This is a genomic window from Mesorhizobium sp. LNJC391B00 (genome assembly GCF_000502535.1).
Classification (GTDB): domain Bacteria; phylum Pseudomonadota; class Alphaproteobacteria; order Rhizobiales; family Rhizobiaceae; genus Mesorhizobium.
Window position 1 is genome coordinate 465634 of record NZ_AYWI01000004.1, and the last position, 17411, is coordinate 483044.

Genomic DNA, 17411 nt, shown 5'->3' on the forward strand with positions numbered 1-17411 from the left:
CCAGGTATTCATGTGGGCCAGGTATTCATTGCGTCGCCAAGGTTGCGAAGGGGAGCTTACGCTGTCCGCAGATCGGTCACTTCGAGGATGACGCCATGGGCGTCGGTCATGCTCGGATGTTCTACCAGATCGAAAGCCCAGCGGTGAGTGCTTTCTTCCACCTCGGAGCGGTAATCCCGGCCTTTGTGGAACAGCGCCCGCGATCCCTTGGTCAGCCACGGCGCCGACAGATCGAGCAGCGCCGGCAGCGCGGCCAGCGCCCGCGCCGTGATGATTTCCGGTGCGGAAACAAGCGCATAGCTGTCGTCGATGCGCCGGGCGACGACCCGTGCAGGCAAACCGAACTGGCCAATGACCGCCTGTAAAAACGATGCTTTCTTGCGGTTGCTCTCGACCAGATCGATCGACGCGCCATCGCGTTCGACCAGCAGGAAGGCCATTACCAAGCCCGGAAAACCGCCGCCCGAACCGAGATCGGCCCAGCGTTTGGCCTGCGGTGCGATTCGCGCCAGCTGCGCGCTATCCAGAATATGGCGGCCCCAGACATCGTCCAGCGTCGACGGCGCGGCCAGATTGATGCTGCGGTTCCATTTCAGGAACAACTGTTCGAACGTCACCAACCGATCGAATGTTTCACGTGAAACCGGTCCCGCGGCCTCTTGCAGGCTCGCCCATGAGGCAGCGCTCACGCAACGGTCCTTTGGGCGGCCGATTCGGCGTTGCGGACGTGCGCGACGATGATGGCCAGCGCCGCCGGCGTCATGCCTTCCATACGCTGCGCGTCAGCGATCGACCGGGGCTGACGCGTTAGCATCTTCTGCTTCAGCTCATTGGACAGGCCGGGAACATCGGCGAAATCCACCGACGCCGGGATCAACCGGCTCTCCTCGTGGCGGATCTGTGCGACATCTGCCTGCTGGCGATCAAGGTAAACCGAATATTTCGCTTCCGTTTCGAGCCGCTCGGCGGTTTTGGGGTCGATTGCGCCAAAGGCCGGCGCAACACGGGCCAGCCAGGCGATATCGACGCCGGGATGAGCGAGCAATTCGTAGGCGGAGCGGCGCACGCCGTCCCTGTTGATATCCAGCCCATGCCGCGCTGCTTCGTTGGGCGTCATCGTCGTCGCAGCTGCGAGTTCGCGCGCCCTATCAAGATCCTGTGTGACTTGATTGAACCGCTGCGTCCGCTCCGGCGACACGATACCAAGCCGATTTGCCAGAGGCGTAAGCCTTTCATCGGCATTGTCGGCGCGCAGCGATAGGCGAAACTCCGCCCGCGAAGTGAACATGCGGTAGGGCTCGGCAATGCCGCGGCTGGTGAGGTCGTCGACCATCACACCGATATAGGCTTCGGTGCGGCTGAGCACGATTTGGTCGTCGGCCGCCACCTTGCGCGCGGCGTTGAGCCCGGCGAGCAGGCCCTGCGCTCCGGCTTCTTCATAACCGGTGGTGCCGTTGATCTGACCGGCTAGGAAAAGCCCCGCAATACGTTTGGTCTCAAGCGTCGGCTCCAACTCGCGCGGATCGACATGGTCGTATTCGATAGCGTAGCCGGGCTGCAGCATGGTCGCCCGCTCTAGCCCGGGTATAGTTTTGAGAATGTCGAGTTGCACATCCTCGGGCAGGGAGGTCGAGATGCCATTGGGGTAGACGGTGTCATCGTCCAGCCCTTCCGGCTCGAGGAATATCTGATGACCTTCTCGATCGCCGAACTTGACGATCTTGTCTTCGATCGACGGGCAGTAACGTGGACCTACGCCTTCGATCGAGCCGGAATACATGGCGGAGCGGCCGAGATTGGCGCGGATCAGCGCGTGCGTCGCCGGCGTCGTACGCGTGATGCCGCAATGGATTTGCGGATTCTTGATTGTGTCGGTGAGCAGCGAGAACGGCACTGGATGTTCGTCGGCCGCCTGGCTTTCCAGCGACGCCCAGTCGATGGTGCGGCCATCGAGCCGCGGCGGCGTCCCGGTCTTCAGCCGTCCAAGCGCGAAACCGGCGCGGCTCATCGTCGCCGACAGGCCAAGGCTCGCTTGCTCGTTCATCCGCCCCGCGACAATCTTCTTGTCGCCAATGTGAATAAGACCGCGCAGAAAAGTGCCGGTGGTCAGCACCACGGCGCCGCACGCCAACCGGCGCCCGTCGGCCAGGAGCACAGCGGCGATGCGTCCATCCACGATGTCGAAGTCCAGAACCTCGCCTTCGACGACGTCGAGTCCGTTCTGTTGCCGAATCGCTTCCTGCATGGCCAGCCGATACAGCTTGCGGTCGGCCTGCGTGCGCGGCCCGCGCACGGCAGGGCCTTTGCGGCGATTGAGCAGGCGGAATTGGATGCCGGCAGCATCGGCTATGCGGCCCATCAGCCCGTCCATGGCGTCGATCTCACGCACCAGATGGCCCTTCCCGAGGCCGCCGATCGCCGGATTGCAGGACATGACACCGATCGTGTCGAAGCGCAGCGTGACCAGCGCGGTCCTGGCGCCAGCGCGCGCGGCAGCGCTCGCAGCCTCGCACCCGGCATGGCCACCGCCCACCACAACCACATCATAGTGATCGATCATTGTCCCTTCCAGATTCCGAGATTTCGCGACACATGTCCCCACGAGAGGACGCTGTCAAGGATTGCAGGTTGATTCGTTCACGGGGAACGGAGTGCTGAAAGCCGCAGAGGTGTTTCACGTGAGTCGGGAAGCGGCGACAATTACCTCGGCTGGCGCTGCCCCTCATCTGCCTGCCGGCATCTTCTCCCGGTGACGGGGAGAAGGGTAGAGCTCAAGCGCTGGCGCGCTTCGGTGGTTGGCGAAATCCCGGATAACAGTACCTTTCTCCCCGTCACTGTACGGTGAGAAATGCCCGGGAGGACAATGAGGGGCGAGGCCGCCCTTCGGCACTTGGCGTTTTTGCCAAACTCCTCATTTCACGTGAAACACGCACTTGGGCGGCCCCCTGTGTTTCACGTGAGTCACTCACACGCCCCCCCTGTTTCACGTGAGTCACTTTCCAATGCAAAACTGCGAAAAGATCACGTCCAGCAGGTCCTCGACATCCACCGCGCCGACAATCCGGCCAAGCCGGTCCGCCGCAAGACGCAGCTCCTCCGCCCGCAGCTCCTGGCCGCGCTCTTGCCCCGACAAAGCCGAGATCAGAAAGCGCCTGGTCTCATTGAGCAGCTCCACATGCCGCAACCGAGACGGCAGGATGTCACCGGCATCGCCGATAGCAGCTGCGGCGCGCCTGCCGATCTCGGCCAGGAGTTCAGCCAACCCAGTGCCGTCCACCGTCGAGATCAACGCATCATAGGCCTCCAATCGCGGCGAACCTTTCAAGAGATCGACCTTGGTGCCGATTCTCAAAACCGGGGCGTCGACAGGCATGTTGCCGATCGCAGTCGGGTCCGCCAGATCTTCCAGCAACAGCACCAGGTCAGCCGTGTGCGCCTTGGCCCGCGCCTTTTCGATACCGATCGCTTCGATCTTGCCGGGCCCCTCGCGCAGGCCCGCGGTGTCGGTTACCCTGACCCGCACTCCGTGGAGATCCAGCACCACTTCGAGCAAATCCCGCGTCGTGCCGGGCTCGTCGGTAACAATCGCCGCCTCACGCCTGGCTAGCACATTGAACAGGCTGGATTTTCCGGCGTTCGGTGCACCGAGGATGACAACCTCGAACCCGTCACGGATGATCTCGGCGGCATGGAAGCCATCGACATGCCGGCCGATCTCCCCCACCATCGCGCGCACATCGGACCAAACCGTATCCGAAACGGAACCGGGCACGTCGTCTTCGTCGGCGAAGTCGATTTCCGCCTCGATCATCGCCCGTGCATGGATCAGCCGACGGCGCCAGCCAAGATAGAGTTCGCTTTGCACTCCTTCGGCATTCTGCACGGCAAAGCGCCGCTGCGCTTCGGTTTCGGCATTGACCAGATCGGCCAACGCCTCCGTCTCGACCAGATCCAGCTTGCCGTTGAGAAGAGCCCGGCGCGTAAATTCCCCAGGCTCCGCATGACGCAGGCCGTCAAAGCCGGCGACGATCTCCAGCATCTTGCCGGCGACGGCGCGGCCGCCATGGACGTGGAACTCGGCGACGTCCTCGCCGGTAAAACTGTTCGGCCCGGGAAAAAACAGCACCAGGCCGTTGTCGATAAGCGATCCGCCCACCGTTCGGAGCTTGCGCAGGGTCGCAACCCGGTCCTTGACCGTGCCACCGGCCACCGTTTCGACAACGAATCGAGTCCTCGGTCCGGAAATGCGGATGACAGCGATGCCGGCGGGCAGGCGCCCGCTGGAAAGCGCAACGATCGAATCGCCCGAAATCATTTGCCCGTTCTCACCGGTCGCCTAGGTGTCAACAATCCCACAGTGTCGCGGCCGTCATGAACCGGCTGTCCGTCAATATCAAGGTCGATCGCGAGAGCGACCGGATTACCAAATCTGTATAGCCGCCTCGTCATCCATGTGCGAGCAGGCGGGTCCTAATCCCGACGCCAAGCAGTTCTGGGCGGGCCAGCAAGCCCTACGGCTGGCCGGCATCGTTAATGCCTGTTCCTGGCCCGGAACCGTGAAGCTGGAGCCCATCTCCCCATGAGGCAAGCCTCGTTCCGGTTGCGAATCGGAAATCCCGACCCGCGTCACGCCGATCGCCTCCGCGATCGGAACGGATGCGAATCGACTTAACATTGGCCAGTGGCATCCGGCCGCAGACCGGCAGACCGGAGCTATGTACCGGCTATCCTGCCCGTGGGGCCGGATCCGTAGGAACCGAGCCGCTGCTGCGACGCCGGCAGGTCAACCGGTGTTTCCGTCCAACGCCGAAGGAAGCGGCGTCGCATCAATGGATAGCGGCCGCGGCGCGAACAGCAAATCCTTGGCCGCGACCACCGCTCCGACCGTGATCAGGATGCAAGCAACAGCCACCGACCAGTGAAACACACCAAAGCCTGCCAGCAGAAGCACGATGACCGAGAAGAGGGGCGCCGCGTAGGAGAGGGCGCCGAGGATCATGATGTCGCCGTGCTTGCAGCCATAGTCCCAGGCGTAAAAGCCGGCGCCTAGCGGTATTACGCCCAAGATGACGATGGCGCTCCACTGCGTCGCCGTCTGTGGCCAGACGGTAGCCCCAAGCGTCAGGTGCAGCACCAAGGCGACCGCAGCCGTGATGAAGCAGTAACCGGCGACGACATCGGTCGGCACCTTGCCAAAGCGGCGCGATAAAACCGAATAGCCGGCCCAGATGAAAGCGCAGAACAGCGCGATGACATGCCCCTTCATCACACCATTGGCCAGTCCGATCGTGCCGCCCTTGGTGATCACCACAATGGCGCCGGCAAGGCCGAGCACGACGCCGGCGACGTGATGGGCCCTAAGCTTTTCTCCAGGCAGGAAGGCGGCAAAGACGACGATCAGCAACGGCCAGAGATAGGCGATCAGGCTGACCTCGACCGGCGGCGCCGACTGGATGGCGAAGAAATAGGCGCAGTGATAGATGCACAGCCCCGCTGTGCCGAGCGCCCAGACCTGCCACGGCTGGCGCAGCGACTTGGTCGCCGCCGGACGGACAAGCCAGCTCGACGCGCCGGCCAACCCGCCAAGCAGAAACGTCATCGCCGCCAGCTGAAAGGGCGGAATCGGTCCCGCCGCCGTCGAAAGCAGCGCCAGGAAGGACCATGTCAGGATGGCCGAGAAGCCGATCAGGGTCGGGATTGTTTTCTCCATGCGGCTTCCGATCTTCGAGACGCGATTACTCGCATGACGACAGCTATGGAAATTGCCGCCCAAGGCCACGCCCTGTCGGAAATGCGACCTGTTTGCCCCCGTTCCCGGAACGGGGCTTCAATGCGAAACGATGGCCGACGAGAAGCTTACGTGTTCATCGAATCGAAGAAATCGGCGTTGGTCTTGGTCTGCTTCAGCTTGTCGATCAGGAACTCGATCGCATCCGTGGTTCCCATCGGCGCCAGGATGCGGCGCAGGACGAAGATCTTCTGCAGATCCTGCTTGGAGACCAGCAGGTCTTCCTTGCGGGTGCCGGACTTCAAAATGTCCATGGCCGGGTAGATGCGCTTGTCGGCGACCTTGCGGTCGAGCTGGATTTCGCAGTTGCCGGTGCCCTTGAACTCTTCGAAGATGACTTCGTCCATGCGGCTGCCGGTGTCGATCAGCGCGGTGGCGATGATGGTCAGCGAGCCGCCTTCCTCGATGTTGCGGGCCGCGCCGAAGAAGCGCTTCGGCCGCTGCAGCGCGTTGGCGTCGACACCGCCGGTCAGCACCTTGCCGGAGGACGGCACAACAGTGTTGTAGGCACGGCCGAGGCGGGTGATCGAATCGAGCAGAATAACGACGTCGCGGCCATGCTCGACCAGGCGCTTGGCCTTTTCGATGACCATTTCGGCGACCTGGACGTGGCGCACCGCCGGTTCGTCAAAGGTCGAGGACACGACCTCGCCCTTCACCGAACGCTGCATGTCGGTCACTTCTTCTGGCCGTTCGTCGATCAGAAGTACGATCAGATAGCATTCCGGATGATTGGCCGTGATCGAGTGGGCGATATTCTGCATCAGCACCGTTTTACCGGTACGCGGCTGCGCGTTGATGAGCGCGCGCTGTCCCTTGCCGATCGGCGCCACCAGGTCGATCACCCGCGACGAGATGTCCTTGCCGGTCGGATTGTCGATCTCCATCTTCAGCCGCTTGGTCGGATAGAGCGGCGTCAGATTGTCGAAATGGATCTTGTGACGGATCTTTTCGGGATCGTCGAAATTGATCGTGTTGACCTTGAGAAGAGCGAAATAGCGCTCGCCCTCTTTTGGGCTGCGGATCGGCCCTTCGACGGTATCGCCGGTCTTCAAGGAGAAGCGGCGGATCTGCGAGGGCGAGATGTAGATATCGTCGGGACCCGGCAGATAATTGGCGTTGGCTGAGCGCAGGAAGCCGAAACCGTCCTGCAGCAACTCGACCACACCATCGCCGATGATCTCGACGTCCTGGGCGGCCAGTTTCTTCAGGATGGCAAACATCAGTTCCTGCTTGCGCATGACGCTGGCGTTTTCCACTTCGAGCGATTCGGCATAGGCGATCAGCTCTGGCGGCTTCTTGTTCTTGAACTCTGCGAGTTTCATTTCTTGCATAGACGGACTCTGAATCTGCTTTGGGGAAAATATATCGGCTGGATGCGATAAATGCCGGGCGCGGCCGAAAGCATCAAGGGCGGCGCATGACGGGAAGGAAGACCCGTCTTTTATCGTCGGTCGGGGGAAAGAGCAAGCTGCGTTTTGTCGACCGAAATGGGCCTAGAACGGCTTGACGACAACCAGGATGACGATGGCGATCATCAGCAATGTGGGGATCTCGTTGACGATTCGCCAGTGCCGCGCCGGTTTTTCATTGCGGTCCTCGGCGAATTTCCTGACAGCACCGGCCAGATAGCCATGCACACCCGACAGCAACAGCACCAAGCCCATCTTGGCGTGCAGCCAGCCGCCGTGAAAGCCAAACACTTTCCAGGCAAGCCAAAGCCCGAACACCCAGGTGACAATCATCGCCGGATTGATGATGCCGCGCAGCAGACGCCGCTCCATCACCTTGAAGGTCTCCGACTGGACGGACCCCTTCTCTGCGTCGGCGTGGTAGACCAGCAATCGCGGCAGATAGAGCATGCCGGCCATCCAGGAGATGACGGCCAGGATATGGATTGCCTTCGCCCAGGGATAGAAACCCTCAGGCGCAAAGAAAAACAAAAGTGCGGTGAGAACAACCAGCACTCCGATGCCGATGGTCATGCGCATCATCGCCCCACGAGTGCTGTTGCCGCCCGTATTATCCGATTGAGCCATCAGCGTGTCGCGCTCCGCACCTGCTTCACCATCGCCTCGACATGCGCCACCGGCGTCTCCGGCGTAATGCCATGGCCGAGATTGAAGATCAGCGGTCCGTCGCCCAGCGCCTTGAGGATCGCATCGACGCCGTCCGACAGGGCTTTGCCGCCAGCCACAAGCCGCAAGGGATCGAGATTGCCCTGGACCGCACCTGAATGCTGCAGTTCGTTCGCAGCCGACAGGGGCACGGTCCAGTCGATCCCCAGCCCCGTCACCCCGGTCTTCTCACGATAGGTCTCGTAGCGGGCGCCGGCGCCCTTGGGAAAGCCTATGATCGGAACATCGCGATGAACCGCACGAACTTGCCTGACGATCTCCGCCACCGGTTGCACGCAGAACTGCTCGAAAGACGCATCATCAAGCACGCCGGACCAGGAATCGAAAATCTGCACCACGTCGGCACCGGCTTCGATCTGGCGGATCAAATAGGCCGCGGAGTGATCGGCGAGCACTTTCAGGAGATGCTTGAAGGCCGTCGGTTCGCGATAGGCAAACAGCCGCGCCGGCGCCTGGTCGGGTGTGCCGTGGCCGGCGATCATGTAGGTCGCCACCGTCCACGGCGCGCCGCAGAAGCCGATCAGCGTGGTCTCGTCAGGCAATCTTGCCCGCAGCCGGCGAACCGTCTCGTAGACCGGTTCGAGATTCACGTGAAACGTTTCGCCGTTGAGAGCCGAAATCTCAGCTGCAGTGATTGGCGTCAGCAGCGGCCCGCGGCCCTCCTCGAAGCGGACATCGCGCCCCAGCGCATGCGGCACGACCAGAATGTCCGAGAACAGGATCGAGGCATCGAAGCCAAAGCGCTCGATCGGCTGCAGCGTCACCTCAACGGCCAGATCAGGATTGTAGCAAAGATCGAGGAAGGACCCGGCGCGCTTTCTGGTCTCGCGGTACTCCGGCAGATAGCGCCCGGCCTGGCGCATCATCCAGAGCGGCGGCGGAAACACTGCCTCGCCTCTCAGCACGTCCAGCACGATGCGGTTCTCGGGCATTGAGCGCTCTCTTCCCTGCCTTCTCTATAATTAAATAGTCTATTTCTAGAATCTTCTGATTCTAAGAGTCTGTTGGTATCGGTGGTTGTCACCTGTCCCGCTTTGCCCTGGAAAAGGCCAGCCAGCATTTTGTCGCGTGTTTCTTCCGCGGGATTGGCAAAGAGTGTGGATGACCAGGATTCCATCACTGGAGTCAATGGTTTGGCGTAGCAGCTGAAAAACCGCCTCTGTGGATGAAGCGCTGGCAAAAACGCCCGTCCCCAGATTTGTCCCCAGCCGCACCGTGGAGCTGACAGCGCATCGAATTGTGGACAACTGGCCTTCTGATACAGTCGCCTCCAGCCGGTCGCCTTTGCGGTCCCTATTTATCCACACAAGCCCACAGCCTGAGGCGCCCCCTGTGAACAAACCCCAGAGCTTCTTTCATCTGCACCTGATTTCCGACGCCACCGGCGAGACGCTGCTGGCGGCCGGCCGAGCCGCCTCGGCGCAATATAAGGATGCGCGAGCCATCGAGCATATCTATCCGCTCATCCGCACCGAAAAGCAGGTGGCGAAAGTCTTCGAGGACATAGAGGAGGAACCGGGCATCATCCTCTACACCGTCGTCGACCAGAAGCTGGCGCGCGGCATTGACGAGCGCTGCGCCACCATGGGGCTGCCCTGTGTTTCGGTGCTGGAGCCGGTCCTCACCGTCTTCCAGTCCTATCTTGGCACGCCGGCCGGCCGCCGCGTCGGCGCCCAGCATGTGCTCGACGCCGATTATTTCCACCGTATCGACGCACTCAATTTCACCATGGAGCATGATGACGGCCAGCTGCCGCTCAATATGGACGACGCGGATGTGGTGCTGATCGGCATTTCCAGGACATCGAAGACGCCGACCAGCATCTATCTCGCCAACCGCGGCATCAAGACCGCCAACATCCCGATCGTGCTCGGCGTGCCGGTGCCCGAAAGCCTGGTCGCTGCCACCAAGCCGCTGATCGTCGGGCTGATCGCCACCGCCGAACGCATCTCGCATGTCCGGCAGAACCGCGTGCTCGGCAACAGCAGCACCTACGAAGCGACCGATTATGTCGACCGTGCCTCGATCGCCGAAGAGCTCGCCTATGCCCGCCAGATCTGCACCCGCCACAATTGGCCGATGATAGACGTCAGCCGCCGCTCGATCGAAGAGACCGCGGCAGCCATTGTTGCCCTGCGGGGGAAGAATAGATGATGGGATGGCAACGCGACCTCCTGCCCCAATCAACCACTATCGACCAGGCCCAGAACCCATGACCGAAAAAATCATCCTCGCCTCCGGCAGCCCGTTCCGCAAAGCAATGCTCATCAATGCCGGGCTCGGCATCGAAGCGGTGCCTGCCGATGTCGACGAGCGTGCGCTCGAGGCGCCGTTGCAGGACAGCGGTGTGTCGCCGGAAGATGTCGCCCTGATACTCGCCGAAGCCAAGGCGACCGAGGTCAGCGAACGCAGATCGGGCGCCTTGGTGCTCGGCTGCGACCAGACTTTGTCACTGGGAGATGAAGTGTTCCACAAGCCGGCCGACATGGAAGGCGCCCGCCGCCATCTGTTGGCGCTGTCAGGCAAGACGCATCAGCTGAACAGCGCCGCCGTGCTCTGCCGCAACGGCAAGGTGCTGTGGCGCCATGTCGGCATCGCCAGCCTTACCATGCGCAAGCTCGATCCGGCCTTCGTCGGCCGGCACCTGGCCCGCGTCGGCGCCAAGGCGTTGTCGAGCGTCGGCGCCTACCAGATCGAGGGCGAAGGCATCCAGCTGTTCGAAAAGATCGAAGGCGATTATTTCACCATTGTCGGCCTGCCGCTGTTACCGGTGCTGGCGGAATTGCGTGCGCTCGGAGCCATTGATGGTTGAGAAAAAAGCTTTCGTCACCGGCCATCCGATCGCGCATTCGCGCTCGCCGAAGATCCACGGCTATTGGCTGAACACATACGGCATCGACGGCAGCTATTATGCGATCGATGTCGCGCCGGCCGATTTTCCCGAGTTCCTCTCGTCGCTCGAGGCCAATGGCTATCAGGGCGGCAACGTCACCATTCCACACAAGGAAGTCGCCTTCGCCCGGGTCGAGCGCCGCGACGAAGCGGCGGAGATGATCGGCGCGGTCAACATGCTGTGGCTGGACGACGGCGTGCTGTGGGGCGGCAATTCGGACTGGATCGGCTTTGCCGGCAATCTCGACGAGCATGCCCCGGGCTGGGAGAGAAACGCTCCGGCCGTGGTGCTCGGCGCCGGCGGCGCGTCGCGCGCGGTCATCCACGCGCTTAAAGTGCGCGGCATCAACGATATCCGCATCGTAAACCGCACACTGGCGCGGGCGCAGGAACTCGCCGACCGCTTCGGGGCCGGCGTCTCGGCGCATGGCGCGGTCGGCGACTTGCTTGGCGATGCCGGCTTGCTGATCAACACGACGGCACTTGGCATGCATGGCGATGCGACGCTGGCCGCCGATCCGGCCGGCCTGCCAGCTCACGCCATTGTCGCAGACATCGTCTATGTGCCGCTGGAAACACCGCTGCTTGCCGCTGCCCGCGCGAGAAATTTGAAGACGGTCGACGGGCTCGGCATGCTGTTGCACCAGGCTGTGCCCGGTTTCGAACGCTGGTTCGGCAAGATGCCGCAGGTCACGCCTGAGTTGCGACAGATGATCGTCGCCGACATCCTCGCCAAATGATGGGTCGCAAATGATGGGCGCCAAATGATGACCGTGCTCGGCCTCACCGGATCGATCGGCATGGGCAAGTCGACGACGGCGAAAATGTTCGTCGACGCCGGCGTGCCGGTGCATGACTCCGACGAGACCGTGCATCGCCTCTATGCCGGCAAGGCAGCACCTCTCGTCGAGGCGGCCTTTCCCGGCACCGTGATTGCCGGTTCGGTCGACCGCACCGAGTTGGCGCGCCGCGTGCTCGGCAACGCTGCTGCGCTGAAGACATTGGAGGCGATCGTCCATCCGCTGGTGCGGGCCGATGCCGATGCCTTTCTGGCAAGGCACCGCGCCGCCGGCGCGCCGCTCGTCGTGCTCGACATTCCGCTGCTGTTCGAAACCGGCGGCCGCAACCGTGTCGACAAGGTCGTCGTCGTCACCGCGCCGGCCGATATCCAGCGCGCCCGCGTGCTGGCGCGTCCTGACATGAGTGAGGAAAAGCTGGCGGCAATCCTGGCCAAGCAGGTGCCCGACGCCGAAAAGCGCCGGCAGGCCGATTTCGTCATCGACACCGGTGAAGGCATGGACGCCGCCCGCACCGCGGTCGGCGCGATCATTGCCGAGCTCTCAGGACGCTGAGCTCGCCTGCTAACTCCTGGGGGATAAGTCGCGCCCATCAGGCCCCTGACGGCAGGCTGTCGGCATTACCCATTGCCATTTTGTTCCGCTCCATGATTCTACTCCTCCAGGAGTAGGTTGATTCTATGCGTGAGATCATTTTCGATACCGAAACCACCGGACTCGACATGCGCGACGACCGCATCATCGAGCTTGGCGGCGTCGAGCTGGTCAACCGCTTCCCGACCGGCCGCACCTTCCACAAATTCATCAATCCGCAGGGGCGCGCCGTCCATGTCGAGGCGCAAGCCGTGCACGGCATCAGCGCCGCCGACCTCGTCGGCAAGCCGACCTTTGCCGAAATCGCCGAGGAATGGCTCGCCTTCACCGACGGCGCCAAGCTCGTCGCCCACAACGCCAGTTTCGACATCGGCTTCCTCAACACGGAATTCGGGCGGCTCGGCCAGCCGGCCATAGACACCGGGCGCGTCGTCGACACGCTGGCGCTGGCGCGGCGCAAGCATCCGATGGGCCCTAATTCGCTCGACGCGCTCTGCCGCCGCTACGGCATCGACAACGGCCACCGCACCAAGCACGGCGCGCTGCTCGATTCCGAGCTCCTGGCCGAAGTCTACATCGAACTCATCGGCGGCAAGCAGGCCGCACTTGTCCTCGACGCCGTCGTGGTGCAGCTCAACAGCAATGGCGACGTTGCCGATATCGACATCTCGATCGCCGCCAGGCCAATCGCCCTGCCGCCGCGCCTGACCGAGGGCGAGCGAGCGGCGCATGCGGGGCTGGTGGCGACGCTCGGTGAAAAGGCGCTGTGGCTGAAGGTGGCGGCGGGGTGAACGGATCGCGGAGGTAGCGTTCCGTCACACCCCTCTCTGGCCTGCCGGCCATCTCCCCCTCAAGGGGGGAGATCAGCAGCTTCGCCGCTCCAGCCCATTCCTGCAACGTCTAAATTTGGCGAAGGTCGCGATGACGGCCAATCTCCCCCCTTGAGGGGGAGATGCCTGGCAAGGCAGAGGGGGTGCTGTCCCGCCAGCATCTCAGTATACTAAAAGCCCGGCACGAAGCCGGGCTTTCAACTCATGCGCGTGACGCTTGCCTTCAGCTCACCTTGACCTTCGATGCCGCCTGGTCCTCGGCCAGCTTCTGCTGGAACATCTGGGCAAAATCGATCGGGTCGAGCATCAACGGCGGGAAGCCGCCATTGCGGGTGGCTTCGGCGATGATCTGGCGGGCGAACGGGAACAAAAGCCGCGGGCATTCGATGAACAGGATCGGCAGCATGTGCTCCTGCGGGAAGCCGGCGATGGCGAAGACGCCGCCATAGACCAGTTCGACATTGAACAGCACTTCCTGGTCGAAGGACGCCTTGGCGTTCAAGGTCAGATTGACGTCGAACTGCTTGTCGGAGAGCGGGTTGGCATTGACATTGACGTTGATCGCAATGCCTGGGGCCTTGTCGCGGCCGCGCAGCGAGTTCGGCGCGCCGGGGCTTTCGAAGGACAGGTCCTTCACATACTGGGCAAGCACGTTGAGCGACGGCTGCGCCGTTTCGCCGTTGCCGTTGGCGGCGCCGACCGGCGCGTCATCTTTGCTGGCCATGAGCCTTGTTCCTTTTGCCTGGACAGCAGCGCTGACCGAATTGAAATCGGGCGTTGGCTAGCATGGTCGGCAAGACAAGACAAGGTTTGCCGCCTTCAGGCCGGAAGGGGTCAATAGTCAGTCGTTGGCAAGGTGACGTTCAGTCGTCCTTCAGGCGGCGCCACGGCGAGTTATGGTCGGGACCGCGCTTGAAATCGTCCTCGCGCGAATAGTCGCCGTCGTCGAGGTCGATGACCTTGTCGCGCGACCTGCGGCGAAAACCGCCGGCGGTGAAATCGGTCGCGACGACGATGCGGCCCTTGAGCCTGCGCCAGGCAAGGTCGCGCACCGGCGGCAGGAACAGCAGCAGGCCGATAATATCGGTAATGAAGCCGGGGATGATCAACAGGATCGCGGCGACCACGATCATGGCGCCATGCGCGAGCTGGCGGCTGGGGTCGCCGCCGCCGGCCATCTCGGCGCGGACCCGCGCCATGACGCCAAAACCCTGGTGCCGGAGCAGAAGCACGCCGGCAATGCTTGAAGCCAGCACCAGGCCGACCGTCGCCAGCGCGCCGACCTCGCGGCCGACAATGACGAAACCGGCGATTTCCAGCAGCGGCAGCGCAAGCAGGAACAGAGGAAGGAAGGAAATGCGCAAGTCTTGACCGATCGTTTCCATGTTTGCCGGGCGGCGCATAATCGCCGCTGGCACTGAGGCCGTTAGATAGGTATGCCTGCCTTTGATTTGAATGATTGCGCCATGCGTTCTATATGCTTTGCATGTTTAACGCCATGCGACCGCCGCCCGATTGGCTGGCGGTCCCGGCCAGGTCAGGGATTGATTGGCGAAAGATATGGGATTCTTCGACTTCGGCACCATTTTCTTTCTGATTGCGGCGGTGGTGATCTTTTTCCAGCTGCGCAACGTGCTTGGCCGCCGCACGGGCAGCGAGCGCCCGCCCTTCGATCCGTACACGGCCAGCCGCACCGAGAAGGACGCGACCCAGAAGCCCGAAAATGTGGTTTCGCTGCCACGCAAGCGCATGCCGGGCGAGACGGCTGCCGAGACCTATGCGGCCATCGATGCCTTCGCCAAGCCCGACACCGACCTCAACAAGGGCCTGCGCGCGATCAAGGACAATGATCCCTCCTTCGACCCCAAAGTCTTCGTCGACGGCGCCAAGATGGCTTATGAGATGATCGTCATGGCCTATGCCGATGGCGACCGAAAAACGCTGAAAAACCTGTTGTCGCGCGAGGTTTTTGACGGCTTCGTTGCCGCGATTGGCGACCGCGAGGCGAAAGCCGAAAAGATCCAGTCCTCCTTCGTCGGCATCGACAAGGCCGACATCGTCTCGGCCGAGATGAAAGGCGGCGAGGCCCACATCACGCTGCGCATCGTGAGCGAACTGATTTCGGCGACCCGCGACAAGGCGGGTGCCGTCATCGACGGCGATCCCGAGACGGTGGCCGAGGTCAAGGATGTCTGGACCTTCGCCCGCGACACACGCTCGCGCGATCCGAACTGGAAGCTGGTCGCCACCGAGGAAGAAGACTGAGCCTATGCATGTCGCCCCGTGCGGGCAGCTTTTTTGGGATAGCGACATGCAGGCAAACATGGGCAGTGGCGAGGCTGAGGTGTCGCTCTCGCCGCGTTTTGTGGAAAAGTCCTTCGATGATCTTCCCGGTTGGAATTCCGATGACCATCTGCCGGCTTTCGAAGCCTTCCGCCGTTCGGCCTTTCATGTCCTGAGCAAGCCCTACCGCACCGGTTCGTTGGGCGTCCGGTTCGACGCGTTTGCCGCCGCTTATGACGAGGCGCGCACCGTTTCGCCGGCGAATCGGTCGGCGGCCAAGGCTTTTTTCGAGCGCCATTTCGCCCCAGTCCAGATTCGATCCGAAAACCCCGGCCTGGTCACCGGCTTCTACGAGCCGGAGGTCGAGGCCTCACCAGTGCGCACGGATGAATTCACGGTGCCGCTGCTGGCGCGGCCTTCCGATCTCGTCGACATCGATGATGCCAACCGTCCTCGAGGGATGGACGACTATCTCGCCTTCGCCCGCGATACGCCGCAGGGCCTGGTGGAGTATTTCGACCGCAGTGAGATCGAGAGAGGCGCGCTGGCCGGCCAAGGCCTGGAAATCGCCTGGCTTGCCGACAAGGTCGACGTCTTCTTCATCCATGTGCAAGGTGCGGCCAGGCTGAAGATGACCGACGGCCGGCTTTGCCGCGTCACCTACGCCGCCAAATCCGGCCAACGTTTCAGCGGTCCGGGGAAGATTCTCGCCGAACTCGGCGAAATCCCACTGGAAAAAGTGACGATGCAGTCTATCCGCGCCTGGTTCAGGGCGCATCCGGATCGCGTCGACGAGATCCTCTGGCAGAACCGCTCCTACATCTTCTTTCGCGAAGCCGATGTCGACGATGCCGCACTCGGTCCTATCGCCGCCGCCAAGGTGCCGTTGACGCCGGGCCGTTCGCTCGCGGTCGACCGGCTGCTGCACACATTCGGTACCCCCTTCTACATCGACGCTCCGTCGCTGACCGCCTTCGACGGAAAACCGTTCCGGCGGCTGATGATTGCGCAGGACACCGGCTCGGCCATCACCGGACCGGCGCGGGGCGATCTGTTCGCCGGCTCCGGCGATGCGGCCGGCGAGATCGCCGGCGTCGTTCGCAATGCGGCCGATTTCTATGCCTTGGTTCCACGCGCTCTCGTTTCGGAATCGAATCGATGAGCAAGCGCCCCGATAAACTCAACGAAGACGATCGGGTGCTGTGGAACCTGGTGGCGCGCACCGCCCGACCGCTGAAGGGCCGGACCGCGGTCGAGTTTCCCGACATCGTCGTCGACCCTAGGCCGGCACAGACGCCGGTCGCTGTCGGTCCGGTCCTCGCCGCCAAGCCGAAGGCGCAACATGTATCGCACGCGCTGGACGAGCCGACATTGGACAAGCTGAAGAAGGGCCGGCTGCCGATCGAAGGCCGCGTCGATCTGCATGGCATGACTCAGGACGAGGCCTATTCGCTGCTGTTTTCGTTCCTGCACCGGGCCCATGCCGGCGGCATCCGCTATGTCCTCGTCATTACGGGAAAAGGGTCGTCGTCGGGCGGCGACGGCGTCTTGCGGCGCGCCGTGCCTGCCTGGCTGTCGACGCCTGCCTTCCGGCCGCTGGTCTCCAGCCACGATCACGCCGCCCGCAACCACGGCGGTTCGGGCGCGCTCTATGTTCGACTCAGGCGAACCCGCTGATGACGCCGTTCGGCGAAAAACTGCGGGCGCTTCGAGCCGAGCGCGGCTTGCTCCAGAAGGACATGGCGCAGGCGATCGGAGTCAGCGCCGCCTATTTGTCGGCGCTGGAACATGGCCGCCGCGGCGCGCCGACCTGGACGCTGATCCAGAAGATCATCGGCTATTTCAACGTCATCTGGGACGATGCCGAAGAGCTGGCGCGTCTGGCCGAGGCCTCACATCCGCGGGTGAGACTCGATACGTCCGGCCTCAGTCCTGCCGCCACCGAGTTGGCCAATCTCTTGGCCGAAAACATCGAGAAGCTGGACGAAGCCGAGCTTGCCCGCATCACCGGCTCGATCCGGGCGGCACTGGAGCGGCGTAAGTAGGGCGGCGCCAAGGCCACGAATGCTCATCAATAGCGCCGGCATTT

Annotated in this window: 18 protein-coding genes; 9 read left to right on the forward strand and 9 right to left on the reverse strand. The window is 62.7% G+C overall.

Annotation, left to right across the window (positions count from 1 at the left end; translation table 11 throughout):
- Window positions 1-56: 56 nt before the first annotated feature.
- The 7 genes from rsmG to hemE form a co-directional block, all read right to left on the reverse strand.
- Window positions 57-689, reverse strand: coding sequence for a 16S rRNA (guanine(527)-N(7))-methyltransferase RsmG (rsmG, locus tag X750_RS151645; protein WP_023747428.1), 633 nt, complete (start codon window positions 687-689; stop codon window positions 57-59).
- On the reverse strand, window positions 686-2560 hold the full coding sequence (mnmG, locus tag X750_RS151640) for a tRNA uridine-5-carboxymethylaminomethyl(34) synthesis enzyme MnmG (protein WP_023747429.1): 1875 nt from the start codon (window positions 2558-2560) through the stop codon (window positions 686-688). The genes rsmG and mnmG overlap by 4 nt, the downstream gene beginning before the upstream one ends.
- Window positions 2561-2992: 432 nt before the next feature.
- On the reverse strand, window positions 2993-4315 hold the full coding sequence (gene mnmE, locus X750_RS151635) for a tRNA uridine-5-carboxymethylaminomethyl(34) synthesis GTPase MnmE (RefSeq protein ID WP_023747430.1): 1323 nt from the start codon (window positions 4313-4315) through the stop codon (window positions 2993-2995).
- 468 nt (window positions 4316-4783) lie between these two features.
- Window positions 4784-5710, reverse strand: coding sequence for an EamA family transporter (locus X750_RS151630; protein ID WP_023747431.1), 927 nt, complete (start codon window positions 5708-5710; stop codon window positions 4784-4786).
- Window positions 5711-5856: 146 nt separating this feature from the next.
- The gene (rho, locus tag X750_RS151625; protein ID WP_023672113.1) at window positions 5857-7122 is read right to left on the reverse strand and encodes a transcription termination factor Rho; all 1266 of its coding nucleotides are present in this window, start codon (window positions 7120-7122) and stop codon (window positions 5857-5859) included.
- A 162-nt stretch (window positions 7123-7284) separates the two neighbouring features.
- A complete protein-coding gene (gene hemJ / locus X750_RS151620) occupies window positions 7285-7827 on the reverse strand; it encodes a protoporphyrinogen oxidase HemJ (RefSeq protein ID WP_023692917.1) in 543 nt (180 codons plus the stop codon).
- The gene (gene hemE / locus X750_RS151615; protein ID WP_023687594.1) at window positions 7827-8858 is read right to left on the reverse strand and encodes a uroporphyrinogen decarboxylase; all 1032 of its coding nucleotides are present in this window, start codon (window positions 8856-8858) and stop codon (window positions 7827-7829) included. The genes hemJ and hemE overlap by 1 nt, the downstream gene beginning before the upstream one ends.
- A gap of 400 nt (window positions 8859-9258) precedes the next feature.
- Between hemE and X750_RS151610 the strand changes: the two genes are divergently transcribed.
- From X750_RS151610 to dnaQ, 5 genes are all read left to right on the forward strand, one after another.
- Window positions 9259-10080, forward strand: coding sequence for a pyruvate, water dikinase regulatory protein (locus X750_RS151610; protein ID WP_023672110.1), 822 nt, complete (start codon window positions 9259-9261; stop codon window positions 10078-10080).
- 58 nt (window positions 10081-10138) lie between these two features.
- Window positions 10139-10738, forward strand: coding sequence for a Maf-like protein (locus X750_RS151605; protein WP_023698100.1), 600 nt, complete (start codon window positions 10139-10141; stop codon window positions 10736-10738).
- The gene (locus X750_RS151600; RefSeq protein ID WP_023698099.1) at window positions 10731-11558 is read left to right on the forward strand and encodes a shikimate dehydrogenase; all 828 of its coding nucleotides are present in this window, start codon (window positions 10731-10733) and stop codon (window positions 11556-11558) included. Before X750_RS151605 ends, X750_RS151600 begins: the two co-directional genes overlap by 8 nt.
- A gap of 27 nt (window positions 11559-11585) precedes the next feature.
- A complete protein-coding gene (coaE, locus tag X750_RS151595; RefSeq protein ID WP_023698098.1) occupies window positions 11586-12170 on the forward strand; it encodes a dephospho-CoA kinase in 585 nt (194 codons plus the stop codon).
- A gap of 125 nt (window positions 12171-12295) precedes the next feature.
- Window positions 12296-13000, forward strand: a complete 705-nt coding sequence (gene dnaQ / locus X750_RS151590) for a DNA polymerase III subunit epsilon (RefSeq protein WP_023698097.1) — start codon at window positions 12296-12298, stop codon at window positions 12998-13000.
- Window positions 13001-13262: 262 nt separating this feature from the next.
- Here the strand turns inward: dnaQ and secB are convergent, their stop codons facing one another.
- Window positions 13263-13763, reverse strand: coding sequence for a protein-export chaperone SecB (gene secB / locus X750_RS151585; protein ID WP_023672105.1), 501 nt, complete (start codon window positions 13761-13763; stop codon window positions 13263-13265).
- A 139-nt stretch (window positions 13764-13902) separates the two neighbouring features.
- Window positions 13903-14403, reverse strand: a complete 501-nt coding sequence (locus X750_RS151580; RefSeq protein WP_023747432.1) for an FxsA family protein — start codon at window positions 14401-14403, stop codon at window positions 13903-13905.
- A gap of 196 nt (window positions 14404-14599) precedes the next feature.
- On the opposite strand from X750_RS151580, the gene X750_RS151575 reads away from it, so the two are divergent.
- The 4 genes from X750_RS151575 to X750_RS151560 all read left to right on the forward strand — a co-directional run bounded on the left by X750_RS151575 (window position 14600) and on the right by X750_RS151560 (window position 17367).
- Complete coding sequence (locus X750_RS151575; protein WP_023672103.1) at window positions 14600-15304, forward strand: Tim44/TimA family putative adaptor protein; 705 nt, start codon at window positions 14600-14602, stop codon at window positions 15302-15304.
- Between the two features lie 79 nt (window positions 15305-15383).
- Entirely contained in the window at window positions 15384-16484 is a 1101-nt protein-coding gene (locus X750_RS151570) for a murein transglycosylase A (RefSeq protein WP_023747433.1), read from the forward strand.
- Window positions 16481-16999 (forward strand): Smr/MutS family protein, encoded by a 519-nt coding sequence (locus X750_RS151565; protein WP_023742013.1) that lies wholly within the window; start codon window positions 16481-16483, stop codon window positions 16997-16999. Before X750_RS151570 ends, X750_RS151565 begins: the two co-directional genes overlap by 4 nt.
- Complete coding sequence (locus X750_RS151560) at window positions 16999-17367, forward strand: helix-turn-helix transcriptional regulator (RefSeq protein ID WP_023742012.1); 369 nt, start codon at window positions 16999-17001, stop codon at window positions 17365-17367. Before X750_RS151565 ends, X750_RS151560 begins: the two co-directional genes overlap by 1 nt.
- Window positions 17368-17411: the final 44 nt, after the last annotated feature.